Annotated in this window: 21 protein-coding genes; 6 read left to right on the forward strand and 15 right to left on the reverse strand. The window is 68.2% G+C overall.

The features are described from left to right. Positions 1 to 33: 33 nt before the first annotated feature. A complete protein-coding gene (cysE, locus tag EV671_RS05325) occupies positions 34 to 810 on the forward strand; it encodes a serine O-acetyltransferase (RefSeq protein ID WP_132570258.1) in 777 nt (258 codons plus the stop codon). 144 nt (positions 811 to 954) lie between these two features. Next, on the forward strand, positions 955 to 4,221 hold the full coding sequence (locus tag EV671_RS05330; protein ID WP_165917476.1) for a ligand-binding sensor domain-containing diguanylate cyclase: 3,267 nt from the start codon (positions 955 to 957) through the stop codon (positions 4,219 to 4,221). Here the strand turns inward: EV671_RS05330 and mog are convergent, their stop codons facing one another. After that, positions 4,222 to 4,806: a molybdopterin adenylyltransferase gene (mog, locus tag EV671_RS05335; RefSeq protein ID WP_132570260.1), complete on the reverse strand. Its 585-nt coding sequence runs from the start codon at positions 4,804 to 4,806 to the stop codon at positions 4,222 to 4,224. It lies immediately after the preceding gene. Further along, on the reverse strand, positions 4,799 to 5,365 hold the full coding sequence (gene yjgA, locus EV671_RS05340; protein ID WP_132570261.1) for a ribosome biogenesis factor YjgA: 567 nt from the start codon (positions 5,363 to 5,365) through the stop codon (positions 4,799 to 4,801). The genes mog and yjgA overlap by 8 nt, the downstream gene beginning before the upstream one ends. A 57-nt stretch (positions 5,366 to 5,422) precedes the next feature. On the opposite strand from yjgA, the gene pmbA reads away from it, so the two are divergent. Both pmbA and EV671_RS05350 read left to right on the forward strand, forming a co-directional pair. Beyond that, the gene (pmbA, locus tag EV671_RS05345) at positions 5,423 to 6,790 is read left to right on the forward strand and encodes a metalloprotease PmbA (RefSeq protein WP_132570262.1); all 1,368 of its coding nucleotides are present in this window, start codon (positions 5,423 to 5,425) and stop codon (positions 6,788 to 6,790) included. A gap of 52 nt (positions 6,791 to 6,842) precedes the next feature. Beyond that, positions 6,843 to 7,925 (forward strand): TRAP transporter substrate-binding protein, encoded by a 1,083-nt coding sequence (locus EV671_RS05350; RefSeq protein ID WP_132570340.1) that lies wholly within the window; start codon positions 6,843 to 6,845, stop codon positions 7,923 to 7,925. Positions 7,926 to 7,975: 50 nt separating this feature from the next. On the opposite strand, the gene EV671_RS05355 is transcribed toward EV671_RS05350, so the two are convergent. The 6 genes from EV671_RS05355 to EV671_RS05380 form a co-directional block, all read right to left on the reverse strand. Then, positions 7,976 to 9,493: a TRAP transporter large permease gene (locus EV671_RS05355; protein WP_132570341.1), complete on the reverse strand. Its 1,518-nt coding sequence runs from the start codon at positions 9,491 to 9,493 to the stop codon at positions 7,976 to 7,978. Continuing rightward, positions 9,493 to 10,101 (reverse strand): TRAP transporter small permease subunit, encoded by a 609-nt coding sequence (locus EV671_RS05360; protein WP_132570263.1) that lies wholly within the window; start codon positions 10,099 to 10,101, stop codon positions 9,493 to 9,495. The genes EV671_RS05355 and EV671_RS05360 overlap by 1 nt, the downstream gene beginning before the upstream one ends. A 90-nt stretch (positions 10,102 to 10,191) precedes the next feature. After that, a complete protein-coding gene (locus EV671_RS05365; protein WP_132570264.1) occupies positions 10,192 to 10,536 on the reverse strand; it encodes a TIGR01244 family sulfur transferase in 345 nt (114 codons plus the stop codon). 10 nt (positions 10,537 to 10,546) lie between these two features. Next, the gene (locus tag EV671_RS05370; protein WP_132570265.1) at positions 10,547 to 10,993 is read right to left on the reverse strand and encodes a GatB/YqeY domain-containing protein; all 447 of its coding nucleotides are present in this window, start codon (positions 10,991 to 10,993) and stop codon (positions 10,547 to 10,549) included. A gap of 99 nt (positions 10,994 to 11,092) precedes the next feature. Further along, entirely contained in the window at positions 11,093 to 11,305 is a 213-nt protein-coding gene (rpsU, locus tag EV671_RS05375) for a 30S ribosomal protein S21 (RefSeq protein ID WP_012346814.1), read from the reverse strand. Between the two features lie 154 nt (positions 11,306 to 11,459). Next, positions 11,460 to 12,692, reverse strand: coding sequence for a BaiN/RdsA family NAD(P)/FAD-dependent oxidoreductase (locus tag EV671_RS05380; RefSeq protein ID WP_132570266.1), 1,233 nt, complete (start codon positions 12,690 to 12,692; stop codon positions 11,460 to 11,462). 223 nt (positions 12,693 to 12,915) lie between these two features. Here EV671_RS05380 and EV671_RS05385 point away from each other — a divergent pair, with 223 nt between their 5' ends. Further along, positions 12,916 to 13,923, forward strand: coding sequence for a GGDEF domain-containing protein (locus EV671_RS05385; RefSeq protein WP_243655590.1), 1,008 nt, complete (start codon positions 12,916 to 12,918; stop codon positions 13,921 to 13,923). 6 nt (positions 13,924 to 13,929) lie between these two features. On the opposite strand, the gene EV671_RS05390 is transcribed toward EV671_RS05385, so the two are convergent. The 7 genes from EV671_RS05390 to EV671_RS05420 all read right to left on the reverse strand — a co-directional run bounded on the left by EV671_RS05390 (position 13,930) and on the right by EV671_RS05420 (position 19,150). Next, positions 13,930 to 14,388 (reverse strand): EVE domain-containing protein, encoded by a 459-nt coding sequence (locus tag EV671_RS05390; protein WP_132570267.1) that lies wholly within the window; start codon positions 14,386 to 14,388, stop codon positions 13,930 to 13,932. 300 nt (positions 14,389 to 14,688) lie between these two features. Beyond that, positions 14,689 to 14,988, reverse strand: coding sequence for a cell division protein ZapA (locus EV671_RS05395; RefSeq protein ID WP_132570268.1), 300 nt, complete (start codon positions 14,986 to 14,988; stop codon positions 14,689 to 14,691). Next, complete coding sequence (locus tag EV671_RS05400) at positions 14,985 to 15,200, reverse strand: DUF904 domain-containing protein (RefSeq protein WP_132570269.1); 216 nt, start codon at positions 15,198 to 15,200, stop codon at positions 14,985 to 14,987. Before EV671_RS05400 ends, EV671_RS05395 begins: the two co-directional genes overlap by 4 nt. A 13-nt stretch (positions 15,201 to 15,213) precedes the next feature. Then, positions 15,214 to 15,858 carry an endonuclease III gene (nth, locus tag EV671_RS05405; RefSeq protein WP_132570270.1) on the reverse strand — a complete coding sequence of 215 codons (645 nt, stop codon included), beginning with the start codon at positions 15,856 to 15,858 and terminating at the stop codon, positions 15,214 to 15,216. Between the two features lie 10 nt (positions 15,859 to 15,868). Next, entirely contained in the window at positions 15,869 to 16,513 is a 645-nt protein-coding gene (gene rsxB, locus EV671_RS05410) for an electron transport complex subunit RsxB (protein ID WP_132570271.1), read from the reverse strand. Continuing rightward, complete coding sequence (locus tag EV671_RS05415) at positions 16,510 to 17,835, reverse strand: polyhydroxyalkanoate depolymerase (RefSeq protein ID WP_132570272.1); 1,326 nt, start codon at positions 17,833 to 17,835, stop codon at positions 16,510 to 16,512. The genes rsxB and EV671_RS05415 overlap by 4 nt, the downstream gene beginning before the upstream one ends. Positions 17,836 to 17,956: 121 nt before the next feature. After that, positions 17,957 to 19,150, reverse strand: coding sequence for an amino acid aminotransferase (locus tag EV671_RS05420; RefSeq protein WP_132570273.1), 1,194 nt, complete (start codon positions 19,148 to 19,150; stop codon positions 17,957 to 17,959). A 114-nt stretch (positions 19,151 to 19,264) separates the two neighbouring features. On the opposite strand from EV671_RS05420, the gene uvrB reads away from it, so the two are divergent. After that, positions 19,265 to 21,394: an excinuclease ABC subunit UvrB gene (gene uvrB / locus EV671_RS05425; RefSeq protein WP_132570274.1), complete on the forward strand. Its 2,130-nt coding sequence runs from the start codon at positions 19,265 to 19,267 to the stop codon at positions 21,392 to 21,394. The last annotated feature ends 95 nt before the right edge of the window (positions 21,395 to 21,489 follow it).

Here is a 21,489-nt window from a genome sequence, read left to right on the forward strand (position 1 = left end):
TACACTGAAGCGCCTTTCTCCCCTGGCCGCACCATGTTCCAGCGCCTGCGCGAAGACATCGCCCTCATCCTCGAACGCGACCCGGCCGCCCGGACGGCCTGGGAGGTGCTGACCTGTTACCCGGGCCTGCATGCGCTGTGGCTGCACCGCCGCGCCCACTGGTTCTGGACGCGCGGCTGGAAGTGGCTGGGGCGCTGGATCTCGCACTGGGGCCGCTTCCTGACCGGCATCGAGATCCACCCCGGCGCCAAGATCGGCCGCAGGGTCTTCATCGACCACGGCATGGGCATCGTCATCGGCGAGATGGCCGAGATCGGCGAGGGCTGCACCATCTACCAGGGCGTCACGCTGGGCGGCACCTCGCTCGTGAAGGGCGCCAAGCGCCATCCGACGTTGGGCCCGGGCGTCATCGTCGGCGCCAATGCCAGCGTGCTGGGCGGCTTCACGGTCGGGGCCGGCGCGCGCATCGGCTCGGGCGCCGTCGTCACCAAGCCCGTGCCGGCGGGCGCGACGGCTGTTGGCAACCCGGCCCGCATCATCGAGGCCGCCAGCGACCAGGCCCGTGAGGAGGCCGCCGCCAAGATGGGCTTCTCGGCCTATGGCGTGACCCAGGGCGACGACCCGGTCGCGCTGGCCATGCGCGGCCTCATCGACAGCGCCTCCGGCCACGAGCACCAGATCGCGCTGCTGTGGAGCGCCGTGTGCAAGCTGTCGACGCAGATGGGCAAGCCGGTCGGCGATTGCGTACCCGACGACGCCCAGCGCGACGAGGCCTTCGACGCGGCGCAGATGAACCGGCTCGTGGAGTGAGCCGCGTGGGCCGGCCGGCAGAGAAATAAGCCACTCGGGCCGGTCCGATCTGGCACCTGGGGCGCTGCCCGTGCCGCAGAATTGCCGGTTCCGGGCCGCAAGGCCCAACTCCCACGGCCTGCTGTGCTTCCGAGCGAGTTCCGATTGCGGCTTTCAAATGGCTGGCGTATCGCCTGCGGCCTTGCGCTGGGTATCTCGCTGGCTGTGGCTGCCCCGGCCGCGCAGCAGCCCACGCAGACCCGCCTGGCCGACATCACCTTCCAGCACATCACGCAGGACCAGGGCCTGCCCAATGCCATCGCGGCCGCGCTGGTCCAGGATGGCCAGGGCTTCCTGTGGATAGGCAGCCCCGGTGGCCTGGCACGCTGGGACGGCTATCGCTTCCGCGTCTACCAGGCCGACCCGACGCGCGAGGGCGGCCTGCCCGACAACTATGTGCAGGCCCTGTTCAGCGATGCGCGCGGCCGGCTGTGGGTGGGCACGACCTCGGCCGGGCTGCTGCGCTACGAGCCCGCCACGGACCGTTTCGTCCGCTACCCGATCGGGGGCGAGCGCGGGCTCAGCCATGTCAGCGTGCGCCAGATGCTGGACGATGGCGAGGGCGGGCTCTGGATCGTCACCGAGGGCGGCCTGGACCGGCTGGCCGCCGGCGACGGGCGCATCGAGCATGCCAGCCAGGGCTGGGCCGCAGCCGCCGGCACCCAGGTGCGGGTGCTGCTGCGCGACCGCAAAGGCGTGCTGTGGCTGGGCAGTGCCGCCGGCCTGTTCAGGCGCGAGCCGGGCGGCGGGCCGCTGCAGGCGGTGCCGCTGGGCTCGGGCGGCACGGTCCAGCCCGAGGTGCTGAGCCAGGACAGCGCCGGGCGCATCTGGGTCGGCAGCCAGCAGCATGGCGTCTTCGTGCTGCCGGACGATGGTCACGCGCCGGCCGTGGCATTGCACGAGCCCGCCTCGCCCGACAGCCTGGACCTGCTGGGCGACAGCCAGGTCGCCGGCCTCGCCGAGGTGAGGCCGGGCGAGATGTGGGTGGCGACGCAGACCCAGGGCCTCGTCGCAGTGGACTTCGCTGAGGGGCGGACGCGGCGCATCCGCCATGTGCCGGCCTGGCCGATGAGCCTGGCCGACAACGCGCTGCGTGCCCTCTACCGCGACCGCGCCGGCCTGATCTGGGTGGCCACCAACCGCGGCCTGAGCCGCTACGACCCGCACCAGGCCGGCGTACTGACGCGCTTCGGCGTCGCGCCCGACGGCGGCAATGCCTTCGACGCCCGCTTCATCGGCACCGAAATCAGCTGGATACAGCCCATGCCCGACGGCCGCATCTGGTTGGGCACGCACAACAGCGGCATCGACATCCTTGACGCGGCGGGTGCCCGTGTCGGCGCGCTGCGGCCCGACGGGAGCCGCCCCGAGACCGCGCTGCCGCCCGACATCGTGCTGGTCATGGCGCCGGCGCCCGACGGCGGCCTCTTCATCGGCACCAAGCGCGGCCTCTACCGCGCCGATGCCGCGGGGCGGCGCGTCGCACGCGTCGCGCTCGCCGGCCGCGACCCGGCGGCCTCGGTCTGGGTGCTGCTGGCGGACGGCAACGACCTCTGGATCGGCGGCCAGGCGGACGGCCTGTGGCGGCTGGACCTGAAGCGCGGCAAGGCCGAGGCCGTCGCGCTGGCCGCGCCGGGCCTGAGCGACCAGCGCGTGACCGTGCTGGCACGCGACGGGCAGGCGCCGGGCCGGCTCTGGGTCGGCACACGCAACGGCCTGAACCGCGTCGATGCTGCCCGGCGCAGCGTCGTGCGGTGGTTGCCGGGGCCGGTGCAGATGGGTTCGTTGTCGGCCGGCTTCATCACCGCATTGCTGGCCGACGCGCAGGGCAGGCTCTGGGTCGGCAGCTATGGCGGCGGCATCGACGTGCTGCCCGCAGCGGGGCAGGGCGCCGACGCGCGGCCACAGCGCCTGGGCGTGACCGAGGGCCTGCCCGACAGCACGGTCAACACCTTGCTGAGCGATTTGCGCGGCCATGTCTGGGCCAGTACCGACAACGGCCTGGCCCGCGTCGACGCCAAGACCCTGGCCGTGGTGGCTCTGCGCCGAGCCGAGGGGGTGGTCTTCCCGACCTACTGGACCGCCTCGGCCGCGCGCACCGCGAGCGGCGAACTGTTGTTTGGCGGTGGTGGGGGCATGACCGTCGTGCAACCGGATCAACTGCAGGCCTGGACCTACCTCCCCCGCGTGCTGGTCACCGACATCAAGCTGGGCGGCCAGGCTGTGCCCGCCCCGGCCGAGGACGCACCGCTGACGGTGGTGCCCGAGGCCAACAAGCTGTCCGTCGAGTTCTCGTCCACCGACTTCTCGGCTCCCGAGCGCAACCGCTATGCCTTCAAGCTCGAGGGCTATGACGCGGACTGGGTGGCGACCGACCCGACGCGCCGCCTCGCGGCCTATGCCAACCTGCCGCCGGGCGACTACCGCCTGCGCCTGCGCGCTTCCAACCGCGACGGGCAATGGGGCGAGCACGAGCTGGCCCTGCCCATCCGCGTGCTGCCGGCCTGGCACCAGACCTGGTGGTTCCGTGCGGCCGTGGTGCTGGCCCTGGGCCTGCTGATGCTGGCCGCCGTGCGGGTGCGCACACGGCTGCTGCGCCACCGCCAGCGCGAGCTCGAACTCAAGGTCAGGCAGCGCACGGCCGAACTGGAGGCCCTGCACGACGCGCTGGAGGAGAAGTCGGTCCAGCTGCAGATGAGCAGCGTGACCGATCCGCTGACCGGCCTGCACAACCGCCGCTTCCTGACCGAGCACATCGAGCACGACCTGGCCGCCAGCCTGCGCCGCGCCCAGGAGACGCGCGCGGCGGGCGTACAGCCGCTGGACACAGACGGCGTCTTCCTGTTGCTGGACATCGATGCCTTCAAGCGCATCAACGACCGCCACGGCCATGCGGTGGGCGACGCCGTGCTGGTGCAGTTCGGCGCGCGCCTGCGCGGCGTGCTGCGCGAGTCGGACTATCTGGTGCGCTGGGGCGGCGAGGAATTCCTGGCCGTCGCCCGCGACACCGATCGCGTGCGCGCCGAGGAGCTGGCCGAGCGCATGCGCGCTGCCATCGCCGACACACCTTTCGTGCTCGCCGATGGCAGCGCGCTGGCGGTGAGCTGCTCCATCGGCTTCGCCTGCATGCCCTTCGAGTTCGAACGCCCGCAGACGAAGACCTGGCAGCAGGTCGTCAACATCGCCGACCTCGGCCTCTACGCCGCCAAGCGCGCGGGCCGCAATGCCTGGGTCGGCGTGCACGCCGGCCCCTGCGCGCCGGGCCGGCGCCAGGTGGGCGAGTTCTGCGTGACGAGCAACCGCGGGCTGGACGAAGTGGCCGCCGCGATGCGCGCGCCGGCGGCGCTCGGCGCGGTGGCCGCGCAGGGTTGATCAGGCGGCCGCGGGGCGTTGTGCGCTCTTGGGCCTGAAGGCCTTGCAGACCTCGTCTCGGGTCTCGAGATAGGGCCCGCCGATCAGGTCGATGCAATAGGGCACGGCGGCGAAGATGCCGCTGGCCTTCTCGTGGCCGGCCAGCGTCTCGGCAATCGCCTTGGGCTGGCCAGGCAGGTTGATGATCAGGCTCCTGCCGCGGATGACGGCGACCTGGCGCGACAGGATGGCCGTCGGCACGAAATGCAGCGAGATCTGGCGCATCTGCTCGCCGAAGCCCGGCATCACGCGGTCGGCCACGGCCAGCGTGGCCTCGGGCGTCACGTCGCGCGGCGCGGGGCCGGTGCCGCCGGTCGTCAGCACGAGATCGCAGCCTTCGGTGTCGACCAGTTCGACGAGCGTCGCCGAGATGCCTGCCTGCTCGTCGGGGATCAGGCGGGGCACGAACGTGATCGGGTTGAGCAGAGCGCCGCCCAGCCAGTCCTTCAGGGCCGGTAGACCCTTGTCCTCATAGACACCTGTCGACGCACGGTCGCTGATGGAGACGATGCCGATGCGGACCGGCTCGAAGCTCACCTCACTCATTGCCGCTCTCTTCGACATCGCCGGCCTCATCCGCGGCGCCGCCCTCGCTGGCCTTGATGAACTGGAAGAGTTCACGGAAGGCGCGGCCGCTGCGTTTCTCGGGCACGTTGGCCGCGTCCTTGCGCGCGGCGCGCACCAGATTGCGCAGCTGCTGAATGTCGACGTCGGCGTGCTCAGCGAGGAACTCCTGCAGCGCCTCGTCGCTGGCCACCAGGCGCTCGCGCCAGCGCTCGGATTGGTGCAGCTTCAGACTGTCCTTCGCGTGGCCCAGCTTGAAGGCGGCGACCGCCTCGCGGATGGGCTCGGGGTCGACCTTGCGCATCAGCTTGCCGATGAACTGCATCTGCCGGCGCTTGCCCTCGAAGTTGGTGATCTTCTTGGCTGCCTTCAGCGCGTCGTACAGGATCTCGGGCAGGGCCAGGGGCTCCCAGCGGCTCTCGGGCAGGGCCAGCAGGTCGTCGCCGAGCTTCTGCAGCGCGGTCATGTCGCGCTTGAGCTGGGACTTGCTGGGACGGTCGAAGCCGTCGTCGTCTTCGAAATCAGGGGTGTTCTCTTGCATCGGGGGCAGCTTGGGCGCGGGCCTATCATTGTCGCCCACCCGAATTCAGTGTCCTTCATGTCCCAAGCCCAAGACGGTTTCGCCTACAGCCCCGAGCAGTTCCAGCAGTGGATCGAGGATGCCCTCGCCGAGGCGAAGAAACTCGGCGCCAGCGATGCCGGGGCCGAGGTGTCCGAGGGCTGCGGCCTGTCGGTGTCGGCGCGGCTGGGCAAGCTGGAGAACGTCGAGCGCAACCGCGACAAGTCCCTCGGCATCTCGGTCTACCTGGGCCAGCGCCGTGGCAACGCCAGCACGTCCGACTTCTCGGCCCAGGCCATCCGCGACACGGTGCGCGCTGCCTTCGACATCGCCCGGTTCACGGCCGAGGACGAGTTCGCCGGCCTGCCGGATGCCGCCGACCTCGCCCTGGATGCCGCGCTGCGGCCCGAGCTGGATCTCTTCCACCCCTGGGCCATCGATGCGGCCCAGGCCGCCGAGATCGCGCTGCGCTGCGAGGCCGCGGCCCTCGCCGTGGACAAGCGCATCACCAACAGCGAGGGCGCGGCCGTGTCGGCCCAGCAATCGCATTTCTGGATGGGCAATACGCGCGGTTTCCGCGGCGGCTATGCGAGCTCGCGGCATTCGCTGTCGGTCGCGCCCATCGCCGGCCGCGGCGCCGGCATGCAGCGCGACGCCTGGTACAGCTCCATGCGCGACGCGGCCGACCTGGCCTCGGCCGAGGCCGTGGGCCGGTATGCGTCCGAGCGCGCGCTGTCGCGCCTGAAGGCGCGCAAGGTCGCCACCGCCGAGGTGCCGGTGTTGTTCGAGAGCACCGTGGCCATCGGCCTGCTCGGCGCGCTGGTGCAGGCCACCAGCGGTGGCGCGCTCTATCGCCGCACCAGCTTCCTGCTCGACAGCCTGGGCAAGCCGGTGACGGCCTCGCACATCGACATCGCCGAGGACCCACATGTGAAGAAGGGCAAGGGTAGCTCGCCCTTCGACGACGAGGGCGTCGTCACGCGCGCTCGCCCGGTCGTGCAGGGCGGCGTGCTGCAGGGCTATTTCCTGTCCAGCTACTCGGCGCGCAAGCTCGGCATGAAGACGACCGGCCATGCCGGCGGCTCGCACAACCTGCGCATGACGAGCCGCGCGACGGCGCCGGGCGACGATCTCGCGACCATGGTGCGGCGCCTCGGCCGCGGCCTGCTCGTCACCGAGTTGATGGGCCAGGGCGTGAACTACGTGACCGGCGACTACTCGCGCGGCGCCAGCGGCTACTGGGTCGAGAACGGCGAGATCGCCTACCCGGTCCATGAGGTGACCATCGCCGGCAACCTGAAGGACATGCTGCACAACGTCGTCGGCATCGGCGCCGACGAGTACACGATGGGCACCAAGACGGTCGGCTCCGTGCTTGTCACAGGCATGAAGCTCGCCGGCAGCTGACAGAATCGCCCGGCCTTTCCCTCAGGATCCCAACAAGGAGACATTCATGGTCATGGAGCGCCGTTCCTTTGTTCGACACGCTGGCCTTGCCGGAGTGCTGGCCACCGGCGCCGCGCCGGCCGTCGTCAACGCCCAGGCCCAGGTGCGCTGGCGCCTGGCATCGAGCTTCCCGAAGTCGCTGGACACGTTGTTCGGCGCGGCCGAGCTGATGGCCAGGAAGGTCAGCGACATGAGCGGCGGCAAGTTCCAGATCTCGGTGCATGCCGGTGGCGAGATCGTGCCGGCCCTGCAGGTCGTGGATGCGGTGCAGGGCGGCACCGTCGAGTGCGTGCATACGGCGCCCTATTACTTCTTCGGCAAGGACGAGACCTTCGCGCTGGGCTGTGCCATTCCCTTCGGCCTGAACAGCCGCCAGATGAGCGCCTGGATGGTGGAGGGCAACGGCCTGAAGCTGATGCGCGAGTTCTACCGCAACTACAACATCATCAATTTCCTCGGCGGCAACACCGGTGCGCAGATGGGCGGCTGGTATCGCAAGGAGATCAAGAGCACGGCCGACATCAAGGGCCTGAAGATCCGCATCGGTGGCTTCGCCGGCCGCGTCATCGAGCGCATGGGCGCCGTGCCGCAGCAGATCGCCGGTGGCGAGATCTACTCGGCGCTGGAGAAGGGCACCATCGATGCGGCCGAATGGGTCGGCCCCTATGACGACCAGAAGCTGGGCTTCAACAAGGTCGCGCCCAACTACTACTACCCGAGCTGGTGGGAGGGCGGCGCCCAGGTGGATTTCTACGTCAACACCAAGGCCTATGACGCGCTGTCCAGCGAGAACAAGGCCATCCTCGAGGCCGCCTGCGCCGTGTCGCATGTGGACATGCAGGCCAAGTACGACGCCAAGAACCCGATCGCACTGAAGCAGCTCGTCGGCTCGGGCACCAAGCTGTTCCGCTTCCCCAAGGACGTGATGGACGCGGCCTTCAAGGAGTCGCACGCGGTCTATGCCGAGATCTCGGCCAAGAACCCGAACTGGAAGAAGGTCTACGAAGACCTGGTCATCTTCCGCCGCGACCAGAACCTCTGGTTCCGCTTCGCCGAGGCCGGCTTCGACGACTTCATGCAGGCGCAGAAGCTGTAAGCGTCGCCCCCCCGATGAACCAAGGCCCCGCGATACGGGGCCTTGCCTTTTCAGGGCTGCGAAGCGGCCGACGCTGGCAGTTCGGGCGCGAACAGCCTGGCCGCGTCGTCCGCACTGAGCTCCTTCTGCTGCGGCTTGTCCTTGTCGCCGCCCATCTGCTGCAGCAGCTCTGAGGCCTGGTTCAGGTCGACGGGCTTCTCCTTGTCGAGGAAGACCGTCACCGTTTGCGGGAAGAAGATGACGATGGCCACCAGGATGAGCTGCATGGCCACCCAGGGCAGGGCGCCCATGTAGATGTCGCCGGACTCGACCTTCTTGGGCAGCGAGCCGTTCTTGAACAGCGTGTCGGCAATGCCTCGCAGGTAGAACAGCGCGAAGCCGAAGGGCGGGTGCATGAAGCTGGTCTGCATGTTCACGCACAGCATCACGCCGAACCAGACGAGGTCGATGCCCATCTTCTCGGCTACCGGGCCGAGCAGCGGCAGGATGATGAAGGCGATCTCGAAGAAGTCGAGGAAGAAGGCCAGGAAGAAGATGAAGACGTTGACGGCGATCAGGAAACCGATCTGGCCGCCCGGCAGGTTGCTGAGCATGTGCTCGATCCAGCGGCCGCCTTCGACGCCCTGGAAGACCAGCGAGAAGGTGCGCGAGCCGATCAGGATGAAGACCACCATGGCCGTGATGCGCATGGTGCCGAGCATGGTTTCCCAGACCAGCGGCCAGCTCAGGCGGCGATGCAGGCCGGCCAGGATGAAGGCGCCGACCGCACCCATCGCACCGGCCTCGGTGGGCGTGCAGATGGCCGTGTCTATGCCCGGCAGGCCGCCCATCGAGCCCAGCACCGCGAAGATCAGCAGGGCCGACGGGATGATGCCGCGCAGGCATTTCTTCCACAGCGCCCAGCCCTGCAGCGTGCGCGCCTCCTTGGGCACGCCGGGCACCTGCTCGGGCCTGAGGCGGGCGAGCACGAAGGTGTAGAGGGCGAAGATCAGCACCTGCAGGATCGACGGCCCCCAGGCGCCCTTGTACATGTCGCCGACAGAGCGGCCGAGCTGGTCCGCCAGCACGACCAGCACGAGGGACGGCGGCACCAGTTGCGTGATCGTGCCGGAGGCGGCCAGCACGCCGGTCGCGTAGCGCATGCTGTAGCCGTAGCGCATCATGACCGGCAGCGAGATCATCGCCATCGCGATGACCTGGCCGGCCACGGTGCCGGTGATGGCGCCGAGGATGAAGCCGACGATGATGACCGAGTAGCCCAGGCCGCCGCGCACGGGGCCGAAGAGCTGGCCCATCGAGTCCAGCATGTCCTCCGCGAGGCCGCATTTCTCCAGCAGCGAGCCCATCAGCGTGAAGAAGGGGATGGCCAGCAGCAGGTCGTTGGACAGGATGCCGAAGACGTTCTGCGGCAGCGCGCTCATGAACTCGGGCGGGAACCAGCCCTGGCTGACGGCGTAGAAGCCGCAGGCCAGACCCAGCGCCGCCAGCGAGAAAGCGACGGGGAAGCCGATCAGCAGCACGACGATCAGCCCCGCGAACATCAGCGGCGGGAATGCCTCCATCGAGATCATTGCAGCGGCCTCTCGTAATGCGTGTCCATGTCGAAGCGGTGCTGCAGCCAGGCGATGCGCTTGATGACCTCGGCCAGGCCCTGCAGCCAGACCAGGGCGAAGCCCAGCGGCAGCGTCAGCGCGGCCGGCCAGCGGATCAGGCCGCCGGCATTGCTGGACATCTCGCCGCTGCCGAGCAGCTTGGCGGCATAGCCGACGAGGCCGAGGCTGGCGACCGAGTCGGCCGGCGCCATGCCGGTGGTCAGCTTGACGAGGAAGAAGCCCCAGCTCAGCCAGGCCGCATAGCCGATGACGGGCAGCAGGAAGACGAGGAGGCCGGCCAGGTCCACCCAGACCTTGCCGCGGCCGCCTAGCCGGCCATAGATCAGGTCGACCCGCACATGCTCATTGAGCCGCAGCACCTGGGCGGCGCCCAGCATCACGCAGGCGGCGAACAGATACCACTGGATCTCGAGGAAGGCGTTGGAGCTGTAGTCCAGGCCGTAGCGGACGACGGCGTTGGCGGCGCTGATGAAGCAGGACAGCAGCACGGCCCAGGCGGCGAACTTGCCGAAGCGGTCGTTGAGGCTGTCGATGCGTCGCGCGAAGGCGAGCAGGGCGTCCATGGGGGTGGGTGGAATCGAAACCCGCCAATGTAACGAGGCGCCGCCCCGCCTGAGCGGAACGGCGCCTCGGGAAAGCCCGCGGAATGCGGCTCAGCCGAGTTGCTGGGCCTGCAGGAAGAGACGCGTCGAGCGCGCGCCCGAGCGGCAGAAGACCAGCAGCGGGCGCGGCAACTCCTCGAGCAGCTTCGCAAAGGCGGCGATCTCCTCGGGCGACTGGTAGCCGCCGGCCACCGGCAGGTGGCGATACTGCAGGCCGGCGGCCTGGGCGGCGGCCTGGATGGCGGCCGAGGTCGGCTGGTCGGGGCCGTGCTCGAAGTCGGGGCGGTTGTTGACGACGCTCTTGAAGCCCATCGCCGCGGCCTCGGCCATGGCCTCGGGCGTCAGCTGTGGGGCGGCGCAGATGTCGGGTGCGATGGCTTGCAGGGGCAGGCTCATGGCAGGCCCCTCACTTGGCCAGCGCGGCCTTGACCGCGCTAGAAACCGTGCCCATCTCGGCCACGCCGCCGAGCGCGGCCTTGGCGGCGGCCATGACCTTGCCCATGTCGCCAGGACCGCTCGCGCCCAGTTCCGCGACGATGGCCGCCACCTTCTCGGCCACGGCCTCGGCGCTCAGGCGCTCGGGCAGATAGGCCTGCAGCACGTTCAGCTCGGCGGTTTCCTTGGCGACGAGGTCGTCGCGGCCGGCGCTGGCGAACTGGCTGATCGAGTCCTTGCGCTGCTTGATCAGCTTGTCGACGATGGCCACCAGGGCGGCATCGTCCACGACGATGCGCTCGTCCACTTCCTTCTGCTTGACGGCAGCCAGCAGCATGCGGATGGTCAGCAGACGGTCGCTTTCCTTGGCGCGCATGGCGGCCTTCATGTCTTCGGTGATGCGGTCTTTCAGGCTCATGGGGAGATCCGGTTCAAAAAGACAAAAACCCGCGACAGCGTCCTGTGGCGGGTTTCGAGTTCAGCCGGAGCGCGAGGCTCCGGATCGCGTCAGAGCCGATCAGTACAGCTTCTTGGGCAGCTGCATGCTGCGCACGCGCTTGTAGTGGCGCTTGACGGCGGCGGCCTTCTTGCGCTTCCTTTCGGCGGTGGGCTTCTCGTAGAACTCGCGGGCGCGGAGTTCGGTCAGCAGGCCCAGCTTTTCGATGGTGCGCTTGAAGCGACGCAGAGCGACGTCGAACGGCTCGTTTTCCTTGACGCGGATGGTGGTCATGTATTTCCTTCAAATTGCGCTCGGTGTTCGCGGCTGGGATCAGCAGCAGGTTCCGGATTACTGCTTCTCACGAGAAGAACAGCGAATCGACGCGCGGGTTTGCTAGCAAAGCCGAGGATTGTAGCCGGGAAATCAAGGACTTGCCAAGATTTGCTCAGGTAGAGGCCGAGGCCGTCGTCGACGCTTGTGCCATAGCTTGCGCGCAGGCGGCCGCACTGGCCCAGGCCCACTGGAAGTTGTAGCCCCCCAGCCAGCCCGTCACGTCGACGACTTCGCCGATGAAATACAGGCCCGGCACGCGCCGGCTCTCCAGCGTCTGCGAGCTCAAGTCGCGCGTGGAAACGCCGCCGCGCATGACCTCGGCCTTGCGCCAGCCTTCGTCGCCGCTGGGCATCAGCTGCCAGTCGTGCACGCTGCGGCCCAGGCGCTGCAGGTCGGCGTCACGGCATTCGGGCAGCGGGCGACTGGCATCGAGCTTCGCCCGCTCCAGCCAGGCTGCGGCCAGACGCTGCGGCAGTCGGGCACCGAATTCGTTGCCAAGCTGGCGGCGCGATGCGGCCTTGGCTTCGATGAGCTCCTTGTCCAGCTGCAGCTCGGGCGCGAGATTGATCTGCAAGGGCTGATCGCTGGCGGTGCGGTAGCTGGAGATCTGCAGGATGGCCGGGCCGCTGAGGCCGCGGTGGGTGAACAGCAGGTCTTCCAGGAAACGCCCGCGCGCCTTGCCGCTGCCGACCGACACCTCGACGGGCAGCGACAGCCCGGCCAGCGCTGCAAACGGTGCCCAGGCGTCGGCGTCGAAGGTCAGAGGCACCAGTGCCGGGCGGGGCTCAACGATGGCGTGGTCGAGGCGCTTGGCCAGGCGCAGGCCCCAGTCGCTGGCGCCGATCTTGGGCACCGGCAGGCCACCGGTCGCGACGACCAGGCGCGGTGTGCGGACCGGGCCATGGCTCGTGTCCAGATCGAAGCCGCCTTCGGGCAGCGGGTGCACGTCCGCCACCGTACAGGGCTGCCAGCGCGTGACGCCGCCCGCCTCGCACTCATTCAGCAGCATCTGGATGATCTGCTCGCTGGAGCCGTCGCAGAACAACTGGCCCTTGTGCTTCTCGTGGAAGGCGATGCCGTGCCCCTGCACGAGCTTGATGAAGTCCGCCGGCGTGTAGCGGGCCAGGGCCGAGCGGCAGAAGGCGGGGTTCTCGGACAGGAAATTCGCCGGGCCGGCCTCGCGATTGGTGAAATTGCAACGCCCTCCGCCCGAAATGCGGATCTTTTCGCCCAGGCGCGCCGCGTGGTCGATCAGCAGTATCCGCAGGCCGCGCTGCCCGGCCTGCCCGGCGCAAAACAGGCCGGCCGCACCCGCACCCACCACCACCGCATCGAAAGCCTGCATATCCCTCCCTTGAATCGGGCGGCATTGTCGCGGGTGACGCGGTTGAAACTCGGTAGGATGCAGCCGTCCTGACTGGCGGGCCTTCTAGGGGGGGAGGCCCGATTCGTGGGGTGAGGCGACCTTGCTGGGCCCGCTGACGCCCCACTACAGTCCCCCGATACCCTCGAAAGTGTTCTGGCTCCGCGCCAGTCCCGCGCGTTCCGATCAAAACGATTTCATGCACATGACAGCTGCCCCGACCGCGATGCAGCCGCAGCCCGGCAGCCTGGCCCAATGGCTGGCAGATCATGCCGAACTCGGAGGGGAGGCGCTCGAGGGCCTGGTGGCGCTGATCGAGCCGCTGGGCAGCCAGGCCGCGATCAAGACGGTGGCCAACGGCCGGTATGTGTTCGCCAGCGCCGGTCTGGCGCAGATGTTCGAGCACGATGCCGTGCTCGGCCACACCGATGCCGAGTTGCTCAGGCCCGATGAGACGACTGCCTTGCGTCGCGTCGAGCAGACCGTCATGGCCCAGCGCCATCCGGTCGTTTCCGAGCACAAGCTCGAGATCAACGGCCGCCGTCGCGAGTTCAGCGTGACGCGCCTGGCCATGGGCCAGGATTTCCTGCTGTCGGTCTGGCATGAGCGCACCGAGGAGCGCCACCGCGAGGCCCATTTGCAGCGGGCGCTGGCCCAGATCGAGCAGCAGCAGAGTTCCATCGAGCAGATCCGCCGCGAGCTGCAGCAGGGCTCGGGCCGCGACGATGTCTCCGGCCTCTATATGCGCGCGCAGTTCGACGACCAGCTGCTGCGTGAGATCGACCTGTCCACGCGCGAGCACCGCGAGTTCGCCCTCGTCGTCATCGCACTCGACACCAGCCAGGCCGTCAACAGTCTCGGCGAGGAGGCCCAGCAGCGCTTGCTCGAAGGCGTGGGCCGCATGCTGCGTGCCAACACGCGGGCCATGGACTCGGCCTGCCGTATCGGCGCGCAACGCTTCGCCGTGTTGCTGTCGGGCGTGGGCTTGGCGACGGCGCATGCGCGCATGGAGCAGTTGCGCCGTCAGTGCGCAGCCCAGATCGTCGTGCTGAATGGCCAGGACCTGGGGCTGTCGATCTCGATGGGCGTGTCCAGCTTCCCGCACACGGCCTCGCGCCAGGACGAACTGATGACGGCCAGCGAAAGCGCCGTACACGAGGCCCAGCGCCGCGGCGGCAACCAGGTCGTGCTGGCGTCGATCGCCTTCGGCTGAGGTTTTTCAGGCGGCGTGCAGCCGCTTCAGCACAGCCTGCCATTCGGCCGGTGTGACCGGCGTGATGGACAGTCGGCTGCCCTTCTCCAGCACCCGCATCGATGCCAGTTCGGGCGCCTCGCGCATTTCCTTCAGGCTCAGCAACCGCGTCGTTTCGCGCCAGCGCACATCGACATGCACCCAGCGCGGCGCTTCGCGTTTGGACTTGGGGTCGAAGTAGTGGTTGGCGGGGTCGAACTGCGTCGCATCCGGATAGGCTGCGCTGCAGACCTCGGCAAGGCCTGCGATGCCGGGCTCGGGGCAGGACGAGTGGTAGAACAGCACGCCGTCGCCGAGCCGCATGTCGTCGCGCATGAAGTTGCGCGCCTGGTAGTTGCGCACGCCCGTCCAGGGCAGGGTGCCGGAGCGCTGCAGATCGAGGATTGAAGCCTCGTCAGGCTCAGACTTCATCAGCCAGTAGTTCATGCGCTGATGCTATCGGGGGAAAAGGTGTCCACCGCAATCCTGGGGGCCGAGATCCTGAACACCCAGGGGTAATCAGGTGGGCAAGGTCAGCCGGACTTCGGGTTCATCTGACGCGAGACGATCACGCCCGTCCGGAATTTTCCAAGCCCTTGCTCATAGAGCATCGGATGAAGGAAATTAAAGCCCCAGAGGAAAGCGATGGACAGGCGGATTCTACGTCTTCATGCCCTCCGCCCCCGCATGGCGGAGGGCCTTCCGCCGGCGTCGAAGCAGCCGCAGCGGTTTGTCCTCCGTCCGGCTTCAGAGCAGTTGCCCGTCGTGTCCGAGCGCTTCGTCCAGACGCTTGATGAGGGCATCCATGTCAGGGCCCGCTGCGGCCGGCGCCACCGCCACCTCGCGCGGTGTTTCGGCGAGTTGGTAGGCCAGGTTCAAAGCCGCCAGCACGGCGATGCGCTCGCGCGCCTTGACCTTGCCGGCGTCCCGGATGGCGCTCATCTCCCGGTCCACCTGGCCCACTGCCGCGGTCAATGCGGCCTCGCCGCCCTCCGGGCAGCCGAGCAGGTAGCTCTGGCCCATGATGGTCACTTCCATCTGCTTCATGGCTGTTCTTCTTCCTTGGGCGTCTCGGCCGGCAGGCGCTCCAGAAGCGCCTCGACGCGGGCGCGCGCTGCGTTCAGGCGCGAGCGCAGGCTGTCGCGCTCCTGCGTGATGGCAGTGAGCTGCACCTGCAGCAGCAGGTTGGTGCGCAGGATTTCGTCGTGACGCAGGAGCAGGCGCTCCACGCGGTCGGTCAGGTCGGTCAGGCTGGCCATGGATGGGCTCGTATCAGGCGGCAGCCGATTTTAGTTGGCGGCCGGTATCGCATTCGCTGGCGACGGCACAGGCGTTGCAAAGCGGCTTGCGCGCCTGGCAGACATAGCGACCGTGCAGGATCAGCCAATGATGGGCATCGACGAGATAGGCCTCGGGCACGCGCTTGAGCAGGCCGAGCTCGACGGCCAGCGGCGTCTTGCCCGGCGCGAGGCCGGTGCGGTTGCTGACGCGAAAGATATGCGTGTCCACGGCCATCGTCGGCTCGCCGAAGGCGACGTTGAGGACGACATTGGCCGTCTTGCGGCCGACGCCAGGCAGGGCCTCGAGCGCCTCGCGCGAGCGCGGCACCTCGCCGTCGTGCTGGTCGATCAGGATCCGGCAGGTCTGCAGCAGGTGCTTGGCCTTGCTGCGGTAAAGGCCGATGGTCTTGATGTAGCTCTCCAGCCCCTCGACGCCGAGCGCGAGAATCCGGGCCGGCGTGTTGGCGACGGCGAACAGCCGCCGGGTGGCCTTGTTCACGCCAATGTCGGTGGCCTGGGCCGACAGCAGTACGGCCGTCAGCAGCTCGAAGACGCTGGAGAACTCCAGCTCGGTCTGCGGCGCCGGGTTGGCAGCCTTCAGGGTGGCGAAGAAGCGTTCGATCTGCACGGCGTTCATGCCGGCATTGTCAGGTCCGTTTGGCGCGGGCACGGGCGAGGGCGGCCTCGATGACGGCGCGCTTGGCTGAGAGCTGGGCAGGGTCGGTGATGGCGGACGCCGCGGGCAGGTCGGCCAGCTTGGCCTCGGCCTTGGCCATCAGCCGGGCCTCGTTCTCCTCGGCCTCGCGGTGGCGGCGGAACTGGCGGAAGGCGTAGCGCTCGCGGGCCTCGTCGGCCTGGGGCTGGCTCCAGGCGGCCCAGCCGGTGGTGCTCGTCACTTCGGGCATCGAGATGCAGTCCACCGGGCAGGCCGGCACGCACAGCTCGCAGCCGGTGCACTGCGCCGCGACGACGACGTGCATGGCCTTGGGCGCTCCGACGATGCAGTCTGCCGGGCAGGCCTTGATGCACAGCGTGCAGCCGATGCACCAGGCCTCGTCGATGACGGCCACGCCGCGCGTGGCTTCGATGCCGTTGGCAGGGTTCAGCGCCGGGGCCGGGCGGCCGGTGAGGGCGGCCAGGCGTGCCACGCCCTCGGCGCCACCGGGTGGACATTGGTTGATCTCGGCCTCACCTGCGGCGACGGCGTCGGCGTAGCGGCGGCAGTCCGGATAGCCGCAGCGGGTGCATTGGGTCTGCGGCAGTGCGGCGTCGATGAGCTCGGCGAGGTTCACGCCTTGCTGCGGCTGCGCCTGGGCGCGGGCTTGGCAGTGGCCTTGAGCGGCGCGGCCTTGGGTGTCTTTTTCAGTGGCGCGGCCTCGTACTTGGCGATGAAGTCGCGCACCTCGGGATAGACCTTCTCGCGCCAGCGACGGCCCGAGAAGATGCCGTAATGGCCGGCGCCGGTCGCGTCGTAGTGGTATTGGTGGACCTTGGGCACGCCGGAGCAGAGGTCGTGGGCGGCGCGGGTCTGGCCGGCGCCCGAGATGTCGTCCAGCTCGCCTTCGACGGTCAGCAGCGCGGTCGTCGTGATGTCCTGCGGGCGCACGAAGGCGCCATCGACTGCCCAAGTGCCGTTGACCAGCGCGAAGTCCTGGAAGACGGTCTTGATGGTGTCGAGGTAGTACTCGGCCGGCATGTCGAGCACGGCGTTGTACTCGTCGTAGAACTTGCGGTGGGCCTCGGCGCTGTCGTCGTCGCCGCGCACCAGGTCCAGGAAGTAGTCGTAATGCGAGGACAGGTGGCGGTCCGGGTTCATCGCGACGAAGCCGGTGTGCTGCAGGAAGCCCGGGTAGACCTCGCGGCCGGCGCCGGGGAAGTTGGTCGGCACGCGGTAGATGACGTTGTTCTCGAACCAGCTGTGACTGCGGTTCATGGCCAGGTTGTTGACGGCCGTCGGGCTCTTGCGGGCGTCGATGGGGCCGCCCATCATCGTCATGCTGCGCGGCGTGGCCTCGCCGGCGCTGGCCATCAGCGAGATGGCGGCCAGCACGGGCACGGTGGGCTGGCAGACCGACATCACATGGCAATCGGCGCCGCCGACGTGGCGGATGAACTCCTGCACGTAGTGGATGTAGTCGTCCAGGTGGAAGGGGCCGACTTCCAGCGGCACCATGCGGGCGTCGGTCCAGTCGGTGATATAGACCTTGTGGTCCTTCAGCAGCTGCTTGACGGTCTCGCGCAGCAGCGTGCTGTGATGGCCGGACAGCGGCGCGACGACCAGCACCGTGGGCTGGTCCTTCATCTTGGCCAGCACGGCCGGGTCATCGGTGTAGCGCTTGAAGCGCAACAGCCGGCAGAAGGGCTTCTCCAGCGCCACCAGCTCCTGCACCGCGACGTCGACGCCATCGACCTCGACCGACTTGATCTCGAACTCGGGCTTCTCGTAGTCCTTGGCCAGGCGGTGCATCAGGTCCAGGCCGGCCGACAGGCGCTGTGACACCGGCGTGTGGGCGAAGGGCGACAGCGGATGGCTGTAGAGCTTGGCCGACGCGGCGGCGAACTCGGAGAAGGGGCTCAGCAGCGCGCGCTGGGTTTCGAAGAACTGATACAGCATGGCAAGCCTTGAACTAGGGGCCGGAATGCCTCGATGGTGCCAGAAAACGCTTTCGTGGTTGTGCGCTGCAACATCGGATTGGCGGTCAAACCGCCAATCCTGCGCATTTCAAAGCGGCGTTTCAGCCCCGGATGACGGCGGCCATGGCGGCAGCCACGGTGGGCAGATTGCCCTCGTTCAGCGCCGCCACACAGATGCGCCCGGAGTCCACGCCGTAGACGCCGAACTCGTTGCGCAGCCGCTGCATCTGGGCCGCAGACAGGCCCGAGTAGCTGAACATGCCCAGCTGCTCGGTGACGAAGCCCAGATCCTGCGTGACGCCGGCGGCCTTCAGCGCGGCGACGAGGGCGGAACGCATGGCCTTGATGCGGGTGCGCATGCCGGCCAGTTCCTCTTCCCACAGCGCGCGCAGCTTGTCGTCGGCCAGCACCTGGGCGACGACCTGGGCGCCGTGGGTCGGCGGGTTGGAGTAGTTGGTGCGGATCATGATCTTCAGCTGCGACAGCACGCGCACGGCCTCTTCGTCGCTGGTGCAGACGACGCTCAGCGCGCCGACGCGTTCGCCATACAGCGAGAAGCTCTTGGAGAAGCTGGTCGATACGAAGAAGCCGACGCCCGCAGCCAGGAACTGGCGCACGGCCTCGCCGTCTTCCTTCAGGCCGAAGCCGAAGCCCTGGTAGGCCATGTCCAGGAAGGGCGTCAGCCCCTTGGTCTTGACGACGGCGACCACCTGAGCCCATTGTGCGGCCGAGATGTCGTAGCCCGTCGGGTTGTGGCAGCAGGCGTGCAGCACGACGACGGTGCCGGCCGCGGCGGCGTTCAGCGCGGCCAGCATGCCGTCGAAGTTCACGCCCTTGTTGGCGGCGTCGTAGTAGGGGTAGGTCTCGACCGTGAAGCCGGCCTGGGTGAACAGCGCGCGGTGGTTTTCCCAGCTCGGGTCGGAGATCAGCACCTTGGCGTTCGGGCTGATGTGCTTCAGGAAGTCGGCGCCGATCTTCAGCGCGCCAGTGCCGCCCAGGGCCTGCACGGTGGCGATGTTCTTCAGTTCGCTGCCGAAGACCAGCTTCTGCACGGCCTTGTCGTAGGCGGCGATGCCGTCGATGGGCAGGTAGCCGCGCGGCTTGGGCGCCGCGGCCATCAGGGCTTCGGCTTCGCGCACGCACTTCAGCAGTGGCAGCTTGCCGGCCTCGTCGTAGTAGACGCCGACGCCGAGGTTGACCTTGCCCGGGCGGGTGTCGGCGTTGAACTGCTCGTTCAGGCCGAGGATGGGATCACGGGGGGCAAGGGCGACATCGGCGAAAAGCGACTGGGACATGGCGGATTCCTGAAAGGGCGTTGGCAGCAGGGGAGCGCGGTCAGCGGGGCGCTGCGCTTAAGCTGACGGGTTGCGCAGAGCAGCAATTTTGCCCGTGAACCCAGGGAATTCCCCATGCAAGAAGCCTTGAACGCCATTCCCGCCCCCGAGGGCGACGCCGCGGAGCGCAAGGGCGAATTCGTGAGTTTCGAAGGCTCGCCGTTCCAGCTGTTCCAGCCTTTCCCGCCGGCGGGGGATCAGCCGACGGCCATCGCCCAGCTTGTCGAAGGCATCAACGACGGCCTCAGCTACCAGACCCTGCTGGGCGTGACCGGTTCGGGCAAGACCTTCACGATGGCCAATGTCATCGCCCGCCTGGGCAGGCCGGCCATCATCTTTGCGCCCAACAAGACGCTGGCGGCCCAGCTCTACAGCGAGTTCCGGGACTTCTTTCCGAACAATGCCGTCGAGTACTTCGTCAGCTACTACGACTACTACCAGCCCGAGGCCTATGTGCCGCAGCGTGACCTTTTCATCGAGAAGGACAGCGCCATCAACGAGCACATCGAGCAGCTGCGCCTGTCCTGCACCAAGAGTCTGCTGGAGCGGCGCGACGTGGTCATCGTCGCGTCCGTGTCCGCCATCTACGGCATCGGCTCGCCCGAGGACTACCACCAGATGGTGATGACGCTGCGCGTGGGCGACAAGATGGGCCAGCGCGACGTCATCGCCCAGCTCATCCGCATGCAGTACACGCGCAACGAGATGGAGTTCGTGCGCGGGCATTTTCGCGTGCGCGGCGACACCATCGACGTGTTTCCGGCCGAGCATTCGGAGCTGGCGATCCGCATCGAGCTGTTCGACGACGAGATCGACGGCCTGGCGCTGTTCGACCCGCTCACGGGCCAGGTCCGCCAGAAGATCCCGCGCTTCACGGTCTACCCAAGCAGCCATTACGTGACGCCGCGCGAGCGCGTGCTGGCCGCGACCGATGCGATCAAGGAGGAGCTGCGCGAGCGCGTCGGCTTCTTCGTCAAGGAAGGCAAGCTCGTCGAGGCCCAGCGCATCGAGCAGCGCACCCGCTTCGACCTCGAAATGCTGCAGGAGGTGGGCCACTGCAAGGGCATCGAGAACTACACGCGCCACCTGTCCGGCGCACAGCCCGGCGACCCGCCGCCGACGCTGGTGGACTACCTGCCCAAGGACGCCATCATGTTCCTGGACGAGAGCCATGTGCTGATCGGCCAGTTCGGTGGCATGTACAACGGCGACCGGGCGCGCAAGACGACACTGGTCGAGTACGGCTTCCGCCTGCCGTCGGCGCTGGACAACCGGCCGCTGAAGTTCGCCGAGTTCGAGCGCAAGATGCGCCAGGCCATCTTCGTGTCGGCCACGCCGGCGCAGTACGAGCAGGACAACGCCGGCCAGGTGGTCGAGCAGGTCGTGCGGCCGACCGGCCTCGTGGACCCACTCGTGGAGGTGCGGCCGGCCACGCACCAGGTGGACGACGTGCTGCAGGAGATCCGCCTGCGCGTCGAGGCCAACGAGCGCGTGCTGATCACGACGCTGACCAAGCGCATGGCCGAGCAACTGACCGACTACCTCAGTGACAACGGCGTCAAGGTGCGCTATCTGCACTCCGACGTCGACACGGTGGAGCGCGTCGAGATCCTGCGCGACCTGCGCCTGGGCGCCTTCGACGTGCTGGTGGGCATCAATCTGTTGCGTGAAGGCCTGGACATCCCCGAGGTGTCGCTGGTCGCCATCCTGGACGCCGACAAGGAAGGCTTCCTGCGCGCCGAGCGCAGCCTGATCCAGACCATTGGCCGAGCCGCGCGCAACCTGAACGGCAAGGCCATCCTCTACGCGGACCGCATCACCGAGTCCATGCGCAAGGCCATCGGCGAGACCGAGCGTCGCCGTGCAAAGCAGATCGCCTTCAACGAGGCCCATGGCATCACGCCGCGCAGCGTGCAAAAGCGCATCAAGGATCTCATCGACGGCGTCTACTCCGAGGAGTCCGGCCGCGACGACGCGAAATTGCTGGCCGCGGCCCGGGTCGAGGACTTGTCGGAGAAGGATCTGGCCAAACGTATGGCCCAGCTCGAAAAGCAGATGCTGGAACATGCCCGCAACCTGGAGTTCGAACAGGCGGCCCGCCTGCGCGACCAGCTGGCCCAGTTGCGCGAGCAGGCCTTTGGCGCGGCCGTGCACGACAACATCGTGCCGCTGGACGTCGCCCGCCGGGCCGGCGCGGCGCGCTGATGCTGCTGCGGCGCAGCAAAAGCCCCGCCTGAGCCTGGGGCTACCGGTCGGTGCTGGGATGCGGTCGATTAGTCGAGTAAAATCATCGGAAATGA

Source organism: Roseateles saccharophilus, assembly GCF_004342485.1.
Taxonomy (GTDB): domain Bacteria; phylum Pseudomonadota; class Gammaproteobacteria; order Burkholderiales; family Burkholderiaceae_C; genus Pelomonas; species Pelomonas saccharophila.

What these genes read in the sequence shown, in the direction of transcription:
- cysE (WP_132570258.1), top strand. Translation starts at nt 34, where the DNA reads ATGTTCCAGCGCCTGCGCGAAGACATCGCCCTCATCCTCGAACGCGAC.
- mog (WP_132570260.1), bottom strand. Translation starts at nt 4,806, where the DNA reads ATGAGTGAGGTGAGCTTCGAGCCGGTCCGCATCGGCATCGTCTCCATC.
- yjgA (WP_132570261.1), bottom strand. Translation starts at nt 5,365, where the DNA reads ATGCAAGAGAACACCCCTGATTTCGAAGACGACGACGGCTTCGACCGT.
- pmbA (WP_132570262.1), top strand. Translation starts at nt 5,423, where the DNA reads ATGTCCCAAGCCCAAGACGGTTTCGCCTACAGCCCCGAGCAGTTCCAG.
- EV671_RS05350 (WP_132570340.1), top strand. Translation starts at nt 6,843, where the DNA reads ATGGAGCGCCGTTCCTTTGTTCGACACGCTGGCCTTGCCGGAGTGCTG.
- EV671_RS05360 (WP_132570263.1), bottom strand. Translation starts at nt 10,101, where the DNA reads ATGGACGCCCTGCTCGCCTTCGCGCGACGCATCGACAGCCTCAACGAC.
- EV671_RS05365 (WP_132570264.1), bottom strand. Translation starts at nt 10,536, where the DNA reads ATGAGCCTGCCCCTGCAAGCCATCGCACCCGACATCTGCGCCGCCCCA.
- EV671_RS05370 (WP_132570265.1), bottom strand. Translation starts at nt 10,993, where the DNA reads ATGAGCCTGAAAGACCGCATCACCGAAGACATGAAGGCCGCCATGCGC.
- rpsU (WP_012346814.1), bottom strand. Translation starts at nt 11,305, where the DNA reads ATGACCACCATCCGCGTCAAGGAAAACGAGCCGTTCGACGTCGCTCTG.
- EV671_RS05380 (WP_132570266.1), bottom strand. Translation starts at nt 12,692, where the DNA reads ATGCAGGCTTTCGATGCGGTGGTGGTGGGTGCGGGTGCGGCCGGCCTG.
- EV671_RS05385 (WP_243655590.1), top strand. Translation starts at nt 12,916, where the DNA reads ATGACAGCTGCCCCGACCGCGATGCAGCCGCAGCCCGGCAGCCTGGCC.
- EV671_RS05390 (WP_132570267.1), bottom strand. Translation starts at nt 14,388, where the DNA reads ATGAACTACTGGCTGATGAAGTCTGAGCCTGACGAGGCTTCAATCCTC.
- EV671_RS05395 (WP_132570268.1), bottom strand. Translation starts at nt 14,988, where the DNA reads ATGAAGCAGATGGAAGTGACCATCATGGGCCAGAGCTACCTGCTCGGC.
- EV671_RS05400 (WP_132570269.1), bottom strand. Translation starts at nt 15,200, where the DNA reads ATGGCCAGCCTGACCGACCTGACCGACCGCGTGGAGCGCCTGCTCCTG.
- nth (WP_132570270.1), bottom strand. Translation starts at nt 15,858, where the DNA reads ATGAACGCCGTGCAGATCGAACGCTTCTTCGCCACCCTGAAGGCTGCC.
- EV671_RS05415 (WP_132570272.1), bottom strand. Translation starts at nt 17,835, where the DNA reads ATGCTGTATCAGTTCTTCGAAACCCAGCGCGCGCTGCTGAGCCCCTTC.
- EV671_RS05420 (WP_132570273.1), bottom strand. Translation starts at nt 19,150, where the DNA reads ATGTCCCAGTCGCTTTTCGCCGATGTCGCCCTTGCCCCCCGTGATCCC.
- uvrB (WP_132570274.1), top strand. Translation starts at nt 19,265, where the DNA reads ATGCAAGAAGCCTTGAACGCCATTCCCGCCCCCGAGGGCGACGCCGCG.